This is a genomic window from Providencia sp. JGM181 (assembly GCF_018257375.1).
Classification (GTDB): Bacteria; Pseudomonadota; Gammaproteobacteria; order Enterobacterales; family Enterobacteriaceae; genus Providencia; species Providencia lanzhouensis.
Map to the genome: position 1 here is coordinate 1 of NZ_JAERJY010000003.1, position 13,516 is coordinate 13,516.

General features: G+C 42.6%; 7 protein-coding genes and 1 tRNA gene. 4 read left to right on the plus strand and 4 right to left on the minus strand.

Translation table 11 applies throughout. The features are described 5' to 3' along the window. Positions 1–917: 917 nt before the first annotated feature. Both JK188_RS00875 and JK188_RS00880 read left to right on the plus strand, forming a co-directional pair. On the plus strand, positions 918–1,463 hold the full coding sequence (locus tag JK188_RS00875; protein WP_211887393.1) for an RBBP9/YdeN family alpha/beta hydrolase: 546 nt from the start codon (positions 918–920) through the stop codon (positions 1,461–1,463). A gap of 421 nt (positions 1,464–1,884) precedes the next feature. Continuing rightward, positions 1,885–5,640: an N-6 DNA methylase gene (locus tag JK188_RS00880; protein WP_211887391.1), complete on the plus strand. Its 3,756-nt coding sequence runs from the start codon at positions 1,885–1,887 to the stop codon at positions 5,638–5,640. Between the two features lie 479 nt (positions 5,641–6,119). Here the strand turns inward: JK188_RS00880 and JK188_RS00885 are convergent. Then, a tRNA-Ile gene (locus tag JK188_RS00885) sits at positions 6,120–6,196 on the minus strand. A gap of 355 nt (positions 6,197–6,551) precedes the next feature. Between JK188_RS00885 and JK188_RS00890 the strand changes: the two genes are divergently transcribed. Next, positions 6,552–7,625: an NAD(P)H-dependent amine dehydrogenase family protein gene (locus JK188_RS00890; RefSeq protein ID WP_132496573.1), complete on the plus strand. Its 1,074-nt coding sequence runs from the start codon at positions 6,552–6,554 to the stop codon at positions 7,623–7,625. Positions 7,626–7,685: 60 nt separating this feature from the next. Here the strand turns inward: JK188_RS00890 and JK188_RS00895 are convergent, their stop codons facing one another. Further along, positions 7,686–8,282, minus strand: a complete 597-nt coding sequence (locus JK188_RS00895; protein ID WP_211887389.1) for a GNAT family N-acetyltransferase — start codon at positions 8,280–8,282, stop codon at positions 7,686–7,688. Positions 8,283–8,539: 257 nt separating this feature from the next. On the opposite strand from JK188_RS00895, the gene JK188_RS00900 reads away from it, so the two are divergent. Further along, complete coding sequence (locus JK188_RS00900) at positions 8,540–10,561, plus strand: NADPH-dependent 2,4-dienoyl-CoA reductase (RefSeq protein ID WP_211887386.1); 2,022 nt, start codon at positions 8,540–8,542, stop codon at positions 10,559–10,561. Between the two features lie 65 nt (positions 10,562–10,626). On the opposite strand, the gene sstT is transcribed toward JK188_RS00900, so the two are convergent. Next, positions 10,627–11,883, minus strand: a complete 1,257-nt coding sequence (gene sstT, locus JK188_RS00905) for a serine/threonine transporter SstT (protein WP_036956183.1) — start codon at positions 11,881–11,883, stop codon at positions 10,627–10,629. 350 nt (positions 11,884–12,233) lie between these two features. Beyond that, positions 12,234–13,205, minus strand: coding sequence for a TerC family protein (locus JK188_RS00910; RefSeq protein ID WP_211887383.1), 972 nt, complete (start codon positions 13,203–13,205; stop codon positions 12,234–12,236). Between the last annotated feature and the right edge of the window lie 311 nt (positions 13,206–13,516).

A 13,516-nucleotide genomic window follows, 5' to 3' on the forward strand; every position in this document is an offset into this window, starting at 1 on the left:
ATAGGCAGTTATTTTTTGATACATTTAATCATATTACGATTATTTTGATACTATAAAAATCAATCAGTTACAGATAATGTGTCAATGGTTCATACTTAACAACATTTCTTTCACATACATCGGACATTACTTTTTTGCAATTGGTTACATCTTTGACGTGTATTATTATCTTCAATTATCCAATTACCACAATTTAGCGTAATAGTTTTTTTCGGTTTTAATCCAAATTTATATGTATCAAAAAGAAAATAGTTAATTCTAATTTATCTCCATCCGCTATTTTTTCTAATAAATAAGAACTCAGTCTCATTTATTATACCTAATGAGAATTATTCAATGTGAATAAAATATATTCTGGTCTAATCAGTGTTTCATTAAGGTACTATTTCACACTCAAATATGATGACCATAGTGATTATTTCAGGGATGTATTGACTGGTATATAAGAATAGCTAGGTAGGAAATTAGAATGGCAAATGCTCTTTAGGTAAAAAGAAACACAAAGGCTCAAATACATTCATTGAACCTTTATCAAATCAGATGAAATGCATTGAAACCTGAAAATTCATTATCTAGTGAAGTATTATCCTTCATATGAGCAACCTTTACATAAGTTAAATTGAAACTCATCCCACCTTAAATAATTTGACTTTAGTAGTCATTGCAATGGTGACAATCATAATGTGTGATGAAAATAGGATTAACTGCAATACATTGATTTTATTTTTAATTATTTATTACAAACTCATAATTAACGCATTGAATGCGTTAAAAGCAAAACCATCAGAAGCTATTTCGTATTATTCCGAATGGCTTACTTAAATAACATTTTGATTTAACACTAGCCGATAAATTGCTAGCTAACTTTAGTTCGCACAGATTAAGATTAAATTTTCCCAGACAACCTGAGAAGCAAGATGACCACCACTTTTATTATTGTTCCCGGCTATACCAATTCCGGTTCTCAACATTGGCAATCCTATATAGAAAGAAAATACCATAATGTTGTGCGCGTCATTCAGGATGACTGGAATGCCCCTAACCATAAATGGATAGAGCGCCTAAACGAGGTAGTTCAAAATACAGAGGGTGAATTGGTACTGATTGGACACAGTTGCGGAGCTGTTTGTGTCGCGCAATGGGCAAGCCAATTTCCCAACCATCAAGTAAAGGCGATGATCCTAGCCACCCCTGCGGATGTTGATTCCCCTTCAGCCCTACTCGATATTCAACAACAGCGACCTCTACCCAATAAAAAGCTTCCAAGCCCTTCTTTGCTTATTTATACCGATAATGATCCGCATCTTGGCACAGAGAAAGCCCATCAGCTTGCAGAAATATGGGGCAGCCAGCTTATGTTGGTTAAAGGCGGTGAGCATTTAAATACTGATGCAGGATATGGCGAATGGCATGAAGGCGAGCGGTTGATTGAAGAGTTTACGGGGAGAGGATTTGTTGGGTGAACCTTAAATGGGTAGCTAACATCACTTTTGATTAAATATTTACCCACTTAACTACAAGTTTACTAAGATTAGGTAAACTCACTTTTCTAGCAAGACTTCTGTGATAAGTGCTCGCTTGAGAGTAGTCAAGCTGATAAATTACGCCCTCTACGATTTAAACTAGCTTTGTCTTACTCAGCATATTTCTGCTAAAGATTCATTATGTTGCTGAACCTTGGATGTCCGCACAACTGATTATAGGCATCTTGGCGTGACTCGTGATTCAATATACCGCCCACAGTATTGGTAGATTGTGGAAATTCAAGGTATCAAAAGTGGATAACTGGGTATGCGCTGGTGGCGTAAACAAAGTTATGAAAACAGCCCCATCCTCATCAAAAAATTGAAGAAGGGCCAATAAAATAGAGCAGGAATGAATGAGATGCTAACCCAAGACAATTTGGCCGACCTATTACACGTCCTCAGTTTTGAAAAAAAGGGCGCGATTTATAGCAAGACATTTGGTGCTGCTGTGTTGGAAGTGAACTTCATAAAGAAGGAAATCATTTATCCAGAAGCTGCTGGCTTGATTATCAATGAGCGGCAGACATGCAACTTCAACGCCAATGAAAATTTCGTTGTATTCGAATGTGTTCACCGCCTGTTAAAAAAGGGTTATAAACCTGAGCACATCGAGCTGGAGCCTAAATGGAAGCTAGGTCGTGGTGCTAGTGGGGGCCGTGCTGATATTCTAATCAAGGACAACAATGGTCGGCCTTTACTGATCATCGAATGTAAAACAGCTGGCTCCGAATTCAAACGAGCCTGGGGTAGAACTCTGCAACATGGCGATCAGCTATTCAGCTATTCACAACAAATCAGCGAAACTCAATTTCTCTGCCTGTACACGTCTGATCTAGATGCTGATGTTCTAACCTATACCAGCCATATCATTGCGCACCGTGACAACGAGAAATATCTGATCGACAACCCCATATTCAAAGGTTTTAAGTCAGCTAGCGATGTAAAAGAACGCTACACTGTCTGGCGTGACACCTACAAGCTTGACTACACAACAAAAGGGATTTTTGAAGAAAACATTCAACCGTACCATATTGGCAAAGACAAATATTCTCTGGACGACTTGCATGCAATCTCCGCCAGAGATCAACAGAAAAAGTACCATGAGTTCGCCACTATTTTGCGACAGCATAATGTGTCAGGACGAGAAAATGCCTTTGATAAATTAGTCAATTTGTTCCTATGCAAATTAGTCGATGAAATTGAAAATCCATCCGACTTGAAATTTTATTGGAAAGGTGTCGCCTACGACACCCATTTCGATCTGATGGATCGTTTGCAGCAGCTGTATCAAGCAGGCATGGGGAAATTTCTCGGTGAAGACATCACCTATATTAACCAAGGAGATGTAAGCAATGCCTTGCGCTTTATCAAACAGAATCCTGACGCTACCCAACGTGCTGTCTGGAATCTATTCATCCAACAGAAATTTTTTACCAATAACGATTTCTCTCTGATTGACGTTCACAATGAAAAGCTTTTCTACCAGAACGCCGAAGTACTATTGAAGATCTTGCAAATGTGGCAGGACATTCGCCTGACCGATCCGCACGGTCACAACCAATTTTTGGGCGATATGTTCGAGGGTTTCCTCGATCAGGGTGTCAAGCAAAGTGAGGGCCAGTTCTTCACACCAATGCCTATCTGCCGCTTCATCATGAAGAGTCTTCCACTGACCTCACTCATCCAACGTAGCGTCGCCCCCCCCAAAGCTATCGATTATGCCTGCGGTGCAGGCCATTTCCTGACCGAGCTAGCCTTACAGCTCAAACCTCTCGTAGAAGACTACAATCCTACAGTTGAGCTGACCGCTTATCACAAGTCCTTGTTTGGTATTGAGAAAGAATACCGGCTGTCGAAGGTAGCCAAAGTTTCGGCCTTCATGTATGGTCAGCAGGAGATTAATATCTGCTATGGTGATGCACTGATCAACCAGCACGAAGCATTTCCAGAGATCAAGGATGGAACCTTTGACCTACTGGTTGCCAATCCGCCTTATAGTGTGCGCGGTTTTCTAGAAACGCTGCCCGAGAAGGAGCGTGAGGCCTACACCCTCACTGATACTATCAGCGATCTCGAAACATCCAATAGCATTGAAGCCTTCTTCATTGAACGAGCCAAACAGTTGCTGCGAGCCGATGGTTTGGCCGCTATCATCCTGCCATCCAGTATTTTGTCCAACGGTGGTAGCACCTATATTCGTACCCGAGAAATATTGATCCAGTATTTCGATATCGTAGCAATTGTAGAATTTGGCAGCGGCACTTTTGGCAAGACAGGCACAAACACCGTTACCCTCTTCTTGCGTCGCAAAAAGACATCTCCTGACACAGCTGCACACTACCGTGAGCGTGTGGCAGAATGGTTCAAAGGAGACAATGCTAATGCTGACAGCATCTATCAGGATGAACATCTAATTGCACGCTATGCCGATCACGTTAATATACAGCTGAATGTTTATAAGTCTCTACTCAAAGGCGATCCCGCCGGTGTTTGGGCTGACCATTTTAACTCTGTTTATCTTGAAAAATTCAACGGCAGCTCCGAGATCACCAATCTCAACAAGGTAAAATGGTTCAAAGCATTGAGCCCTCAAGATAAAGCAGCCGAAATTAACAAACGCTATCTAGCATTTGTCCAAAACATTGAGCGAGACAAGCTATACCACTTCGTGATGGCCTGCAATCAACCAAACCCAGTGCTAATCATTCGCAGCCCGATAGGAACTAAAGAGATCAAGCAATTCCTCGGCTACGAATGGAGCTCCGCCAAGGGTGACGAAGGAATCAAACTCATCAAGGATGCTAACGGTCGGCACCTTACACCACTTTACGATGAGATAAGCAGGGATAATGCGGAAAAGCTGAATTACTACATTGCAGCAAATTTCAATGGCAACCCCGTAGCTATCCCACCAGCATTACAAAGTCTGGCACGCACGATAGAATTGGTGGATATTCTGGATTTTTCTCGCCCTATATTTGATAAGCAGTTTAACTTAGCAGTAAAGGGGGGGGGAAAGTTCGTATCTAAGTGGCCAATTTCCTCTTTGAGGAGTCAGGCTGAAATACGAAAAGGCACTTCCATTACGCAGAAAAAGGCTGTATCAGGACCTTTTAAAGTTGTTGCAGGAGGAATGACTTACGCATATACACACAATACTTCCAATCGAGATGCCAATATCATCACTATCAGCGCATCAGGTGCCAGCGCGGGCTTTGTTGCCTTCTGGAAGGAGCCAATTTTTGCATCTGACTGCACAACGATACGTGGTAAAAATGACGAACATACTGAATATCTGTACTACGTGCTGAAAAGCAGGCAAAGCGAAATTCAGGCATTGTCTCGTGGCGCAGCACAACCCCACGTTTATCCAAAAGACCTTGAGACTCTCCAGATTGCGGTGCCTGACCCTACCACATTGGGGATGATAGTTTCGGAGTGCAAGTCGGTTGATAATAATGTCAATTCTTCACAAACCAGTATTGAGCAAGCAATTGCACGTATTGAGTTAGAAGTAGCTGGCGTTTATAGATCTTCTACCCTACGTACAGAAATCGACAAACTAGCTGTCAACATTCAGTATGGACTGAGTGAGGCCATGAACGAAGGTGGTGTAGGCTACAAAATTTTCCGCATGAACGAAATCATTCGTGGTCGAATGATGGACAACGGCAGCATGAAGTGCGTAGATATTAGCGCCGAGGAATTTGCTAAGTACAAGCTCAATAAGGGGGATTTGCTTTTCAATCGTACTAACAGTATTGAGCATGTTGGTAAAACTGGACTGTTTGATCTGGAGGGGGAGTATTGCTTTGCCTCTTACCTCGTGCGTATTGTGCCTGATATCAGCATAGTACTACCGAAATACTTGGAAAAAATAATGAACTCATCCACCTTCCAATCGGAAGCTAAGAGTAAAGCATCCAAATCTATTAATCAGGTGAATATCAATGCAACTACTATGCGAAATATCAAAGTGCCGCTTCTTTCGATTGCAGAACAACAATTGTTTGTTAACAGAATAGAAGCACTAGAAAAGGAGATTAAAGATGCACAAGCAGTAATCGATGCTGCAGACGCTCGTAAGCAGGCCATCCTTCAGAAATACCTGTAAGGTACATGCTACGATGAGCAATTTCGAAGAATTGTATTCCCTATAAAGTGAATTTCTCTCATCTTGGTCAGTTCCACTGCTGGCCAAGATGACATTGGGCGAATATAACAAAACTGAATAAAAGAAAGTTTTACCTACTAGCTTGAGTTATGATTGGATGAGTTTGGTAGCATTTGAGGTGAGTCTGTATTCAAGCTTGATGTGTTTTCGTGTAAAAATAATGGAAATAAAAGCTTCGATACCAAACTGAACTATTCCAATACCCACAGTTAGTACTCATCGTTAAGCCCTATTGCTGGGGAAGCCTTCAGAGAGTCAAACATAGAGATTTCGGCTTAATAATGAAGAAGTTGTGGGAGAGGGTTTGTTGAGATATATGAGAGGTAGTTTAAGAGAAGGTAGTTTATTCCCAGTGCTCCAGACACAAAAAAGCCACTTGCTAAGAAGTGGCTTTTTGCGCTGATTTAACAGCTAAAATTTGGTGGCCCCTACTGGACTTGAACCAGTGACCAAGCGATTATGAGTCGCCTGCTCTAACCAACTGAGCTAAGGGGCCAAAGTGGTGCCGATTATACGTGCTGTTTTGGTGAAGGTCTAGTATTTCAATACTGTATGGTGAATTTGTATCCAAGCCATAGCCATGCCATATAATTCAATGGCATGGCATCATCAAAAACCATCATTCCTATCTTAATTATCGGATTTTATTCTAGGATTCCATTCTTTATTAGAACGCCATTTATGAACAAACCTGCGTTAACGACTACCCTATAGTAAATAATCGGGCGTAAAGATTGAGTTTTCCTGTTCTAATTTATTAAGCATTCTTTATTCAATTGATTGATATAAAACAATAATTTTATACTTCATATAGAACATGATGATATTAGACAAACAGCTATAGGACGATAATGATGAAAAAAGTACGTGCAGTTCAATATGGTTGTGGAAAGATGGGCAAATTTCTCATCCGTTACCTACAAGAACACGGTGCTGAAGTTGTGGCGGCTTTTGATATCAACCCTGCCGTGATTGGCAAAGACATTGGCGAAATCGCAGGCACGGCGCCAACTGGCGTAAAAATCCAGCCACTGAATGAAGCCGATAAAGCCCTAGAAACCTTAAAACCTGACGTGGGAATTATTGCGACCCTCAGCACTATGGCAGACTTAGAAGATGCATTCTCCCTCTTCGCTCGTCATGGTGTTAATGCTATTTCAACGGGTGAAGAAGCTCTCTATCCGTGGAACTCTTCCCCTGAAATTACTGAAAAACTCGATGCGTTAGCGAAAGCGAATAACTGCACTTTAGCGGGCAGCGGCTATCCAGATATGTTCTGGGGCGTGCTTATCGATACCTTGGCAGGTTCTATGCACAAACTGGTCAAAATCAAAGGCTCTAGCTGCTACAACGTGGAAGATTATGGTATCGCGCTGGCAAAAGGTCACGGTGCAGGCTTAACCGTCGATGAGTTCAATCAGCAAATTGGTAACTATAACGACCTGCCATACGCGGTTATCGCCGAGAAAATTGAGAGCGGTGAATATGCACCACCGTACATGTGGACACAAAATGGTTGGCTGTGCAGCCGTTTAGGTCTGACCATTACCAATCAAACTCAGCGCTGCGTGCCGCAAATTGCCAAAGAAGATATCTATTCAGATACTTTAAAAATGACGGTGAAAAAAGGCGATGTTTTAGGGTTGTCTGCCGTGGTGATCACTGAAACAGCAGAAGGTGTCACCTTAGAAACGGAATGTATCGGTAAAATTTTAACGGCGGATGAGTGCGACAAAAACAGTTGGCAGCTCATTGGCGAGCCAGATACGGCGATTGAAGTGAATAACCCAGCAACCGTGGAACTCACCTGCGCAAACCTGGTTAACCGTATCCCAGCGCTGATCAACAGCCCTGCGGGCTACACCACCACAGAAAAAATGCCAAATAACGTGTATATGACCAAACCGATGCACGAATATTTATAATCAACTGACTTGATTGAATATTAATCACATAGCCCACATCCCATGGGCTATTTTTTTGACTTAGCGAGGCTTTGTCATCTGCCATTCTAAGTGGCGACGCACTGCCGGCCACTCATTACTTAAGATGCTATAAACGCAGGTATCTCGTAGCTCACCCGTACGAGTTAGCATATGGTTACGTAAAATCCCATCGAGTTTTGCCCCTAAACGCTCAATCGCTTTACGGCTTTGATGATTTAAAAAATGTGTTCTTAGCTCCACGGCAACACACTCTAATTCTTCAAATGCATTTTTTAATAACAAGTACTTAGCTTCCGTATTGATTGGTGTGCGCTGAGCTTCGGCTCCATACCATGTTGCCCCAATTTCAACACGGCGAACCCCTTGATCGATCCGCATATACGAGGTCATGCCAACGGCTTTGCCTGTACGTTTATCAATAATCGCGAATGGCACCATCTCTTTCTGGGCAAAACGCGCAAGGCGCATATCGACATCTTTCGCGACATTTTCCGGTTCAGGTACCGAGGTATACCACAAGTGATGCAGCTTATCCCTTTCAATAATCTCAGCATAAACAGCATCATGGTGATGGGTCAGTGGTTCTAATCGAACATGGTTGCCTTCTAAGGTAACCGCTTGGCAAATCTCTTTCATCGGCGTATTTCCTGAATAACTCGGTTGTGTGGAGTGAAAAACCATCAAATTATGATGCAAATAACCATTCTTCTTTGTTGTAACCATTTTTTATGACAGAAAAATAAAACAAAAGAAATAGTCCTGTAAGTTTAATTATTCCTCGTAAAACATATGATAAAAATCACAATTTTTTAACATTATTCTTAATTCAATTGTCCATTAGGCTACAGTTAACTCATCTGACCTGTTATTAATAGTCCCAAATGGGAGCCAATATGAGCAATTTTCCACACCTTTTTACCCCGCTTGATTTGGGGCATACCGTTCTTAAAAACCGTATCTTGATGGGCTCTATGCACACTGGCTTAGAAGAACATCCTCAAGGAAGCCAGCGCCTTGCCCACTTTTACCGACTTCGTGCAGAAAATGGAGTCAGCCTGATTATTACTGGTGGAATAGCCCCGAACCCTGAAGGAGCTTTAGCACCTCATGGTGCTGTATTGAATCATCAAGACCAATTGCCATTTCATCAACAAATCACCGATGCAGTGCATCAAGCGGATGGAAAAATTGCATTACAAATCTTGCATGCAGGTCGTTACGCTCTACATCCGGCGTTAGTGGCGCCTAGCCCGATTAAATCCGAGATCACCCCATTTCCCCCCCGTGAATTAATCACCGATGAAGTTCAGAAAACCATCGACGACTTCGTGAACACCGCTAAACTTGCCCAGCAAGCGGGCTACGATGGCGTCGAAGTGATGGGCTCGGAAGGTTATTTAATCAACCAATTTATTACATCGCGTACCAATCATCGAACTGATGAATGGGGTGGCAGCTACCAAAACCGTATCCGTTTTCCGCTAGAAATTGTTAAGCGCATTCGCCAAACGGTTGGGGAAAATTTCATTATTATCTATCGGTTATCCATGCTTGACCTTGTTGAAGGGGGCTCAACGTGGGATGAAATTGAGCTATTGGCTAAAGAGATTGAAAGTGCGGGTGCCACCATGATCAATACAGGAATAGGCTGGCATGAAGCCCGTGTGCCGACCATTGCGACGCTGGTCCCCCGCAAAGCCTTCAGCTGGGTAACCGAAAAATTAATGGGCAAGGTGAATATTCCACTGATTACCACCAACCGCATCAATGACCCGTTTGTGGCGGAACAAATCATTGCTAGCGGTCAAGCTGATATGGTGTCCATGGCGCGCCCTTTCCTTGCCGATGAAGCGTTTGTGTCAAAAGCCCAAGACGGTCGATTTGATGAAATAAACACCTGCATTGGCTGCAATCAAGCCTGCCTTGACCAAATTTTTAATGGCAAACTGGCTGGCTGCTTAGTGAATCCACAAGCGGTACGCGAGATGGACTATCCTAATGAATTAGCAGATAAACCCAAAAGAGTGGCAATTGTCGGGGCGGGTCCAGCGGGGCTTTCTTGTGCAATCTATGCCGCCAAACGAGGGCATCAAGTCACGCTATTTGAACGCAGCAACCAAATTGGTGGGCAATTTAATCTCGCTAAACGGATCCCCGGCAAAGAAGAGTTTTATGAAACTTTGCGTTATTTTTCCCGACAGCTACAACTACTCAATGTGGATGTTCGACTCGAGCAGATTGCACAAGCGAATGATTTAACTCAATTTGATGAGGTCATTATCGCCACAGGCGTTATCCCCCGCACTATCAACCTAGCTGGCGCCGATCATCGCAAAGTCATGTCCTATATTGAGGCTTTAAAACAGCCCGATAATGTCGGTAAAAGCGTAGCTATTATTGGCGCCGGAGGGATTGGGTTCGATGTTGCGGAGCTCCTTACCCAACAAGGGATCAGCAGCAGTTTAGATGATAATAAATTTAACCATGAATGGAATATTGATACCGCCATCACCACTCGCGGCGGGCTTTTCCCGATGAAAAAACAGTTAGAACCAACGCCTCGCCACCTCTATTTATTGCAGCGAAAAAACAGCAAAGTCGGCGCAGGACTTGGAAAAACCACAGGATGGGTGCACCGCCTGTCATTAATGAAACGTGGCGTTCAGATGTTTAATGGCGTGGAATATATGAATGTGGATGATGATGGGCTGCATATTCGCTATCAAGATGAATATATCTGCCTTGCCGTTGATAATGTCATCCTTTGTGCTGGGCAAGAACCTTATCGCCCATTAAAAGAGCAATTAGAAGATATTGGAATTCACCCTCATGTGATTGGAGGAGCGGATGTGGCGTCCGAGTTAGATGCCCGCCGAGCCATTGAACAAGGTATGAAAGTGGCTTATCAGTTGTAAGTTTTCTTGACTCATAAAAAAACCCGCTATTTCAGCGGGTTTTCTTTTTTGAACAACGTGAAAGCTTAGTCTTGAGTTTGAGATAACTCAGAATCCGCTTGCGCCAGTTTATCGTCTTCCGATAAACATACCGCCGCAGTGAAAAGCACGTCCGTTGAAGAGTTCAGTGCAGTTTCAGCTGAATCTTGCAGCACGCCAATCATCACGCCCACTGCAACCACTTGCATTGCCACTTCATTCGAAATACCGAACATATTACACGCCAGTGGGATCAATAATAACGAACCACCAGCAACCCCGGATGCACCACACGCACAAACCGCTGCAACCACGCTTAATAACAGCGCCGTCGGGATATCAACAGGAATGCCCAGAGTATGAACCGCAGCCAATGTTAACACGGTGATAGTGACCGCTGCGCCACCCATGTTAATGGTTGCACCTAGCGGGATAGAAACGGAATACGTATCTTCATGCAGGTTCATACGGCGACACATCCCCATGTTCACAGGAATGTTAGCAGCTGAGCTACGGGTAAAGAAGGCGGTTACACCACTTTCACGTAAGCAAGCGAAGACTAATGGGTATGGGTTACGTTTGATTTTCCAGTAAACAATCAGCGGGTTAACCACTAATGCCACGATAATCATACAGCCCAGCAATACCGCCAATACGTGGAAGTAACCTTTTAAAGTTTCAAAACCGGTTGTCGCAATTGTTGAAGAAACTAACCCGAAAATACCTAATGGCGCTAAGCGAATAACCACACGAACCAGCTGAGTCACGCTTAAAGAAAAGTCGTGGATCATCGTTTTGGTGGATTCATTAGCATGACGCAATGCAATACCTAAGCCAATCGCCCACGCTAAAATACCAATATAGTTCCCTTTAATCAGAGCATCGACTGGGTTAGCGAAAATATTAATCAACAAACCTTTGAGCACTTCAGCAATGTTACCCGGAGGCGTCAGTTGAGTATCGCCTACAGCTAAGATCAAGCTTGATGGGAACATAAATGAGCCAATCACCGCCACAACAGCCGCGAAGAATGTCCCTAGAATATACAGCACTAAAATTGGACGAATGCTGGTTTTTTGCCCTTGGCGATGGTTAGCTATGGACGCCATAACCAACACCCAAACAAGAATTGGAGCAACCGCTTTTAACGCACTGACGAACAGGTCACCCAGTAAGCCAACGTTTTTTGCTGCCGATGGCCATAACCATGCCAATAAGATACCTGCAATCAAGCCTGCTAGGATTTGTTTGACCAAACTACCTTGACTAATTACTCGCCATAACCCTGCTTTATTTGTATCCATAATAGACCTTTATAATTTATCTTTTTTAGGAATTAAATGTGTTTGCCGAGCCAGTATAAGGAATATTAATCTCCTGAAAAGGCTATTATTCAAAATATACACAATGATTGATTGCAGTTAACATTAATTTTACATATCTGTGATCGCAATAGAATTTTGTTTCTTATAGGAAACAGAGGGCATCGAAAATGAGTGAGTATTTTCAGATAGTTAAAATAAAAAAACACCTCAGATGAATCCAAGGTGTTTTTTAAAATAGTATCGATTTGTTCTAGTAAGATTTAACTATTGGTTAAATCACGACCAGATAATCACGCGTCATCGACATGAATTTTTCCATCTCAACAACATTATGATTTAATCAATTTCTTCGCTTCGTTGCGTTTATTCACAATGGTGTTAACCACCAGTGTTAGGACTAAAATTGCAGCAACGGTACCTAACGAAACCGCGGTAGGAATATGGAAAATATCCATCAGCAACATCTTCACGCCGATAAAGCTTAAAATAATAGCTAAACCGTACTTAAGCATTGAGAATTTCTCAGCAACACCCGCTAATAAGAAGTACATTGCACGTAAGCCTAAAATCGCAAACAGGTTAGACGTTAATACAATAAACGGGTCGGTGGTCACAGCAAAGATAGCGGGAATACTGTCTACCGCAAAGATAACATCACTGATTTCCACTAAGATCAGAACCAAAATTAATGGGGTAGCAAACAGCAATCCATTCTTTTTAATAAAGAATTTTTCACCGTGTAACTCATCCGTCATCCGTAAGTGTGAACGAACCCATTTGACCAATGGCTTTTCATTTATCGGTGAATCGTCCTCTTTAGCGAACGCCATTTTGATCCCCGTAAACAGTAAAAACGCACCGAAAACATAGAGGATCCAGCTAAATTGTGTAACTAACCAGCTACCTGCGAAAATCATAATCGTACGCAGGACTATAGCTCCAAGCACCCCGTAAACAAGTACGCGACGCTGTAAATTTGCCGGAATAGCAAAGTAACCAAATAGCATTAACCAAACAAACACGTTATCCACGGCAAGGGCTTTTTCTAACAGGTAACCGGTTAAGAACGCCATAGTTTGCGTGTTCGCCACTTCAGGTCCAACGGTATCATTGAAGTACCACCACAGGCCGCCCGCAAAAATCAGAGATAGAGTCACCCACAAGATACTCCAGCCCGCCGCTTGCTTCATCGACATCGCCTGACCTTTATGTTTTCCTTGCCAAAACATATCGATGAGTAACATTACAAGGATCATGACAGCAAAGCTGCCCCATAAAACAGGATTTCCAACAGAGTTCATTTTGATTCCTTAAAAAACAAAAAACGGCTGATATCCAGAAGACATCAGCCGCTTAAACTGTTTTCACCCTAAGTTATCACTATACGGTTGTAAACGATGAGCAAACCTCGCCTTCTGGCAAGGTCTCACTTACAACACAGATAACCTAAGATAAGGAAATTGTGGTGCTCGGTTACCGGATGCAATTGTGTGCACCGTAATGACGATAATCCGACAGAAGAAGTTACTCCCCTTTGCTATGCGCACACAATAAGGTAATTAGTCTTAAAAAGCAATGATTAGCTACCAATATGTTCATGCTATTTTTCGTT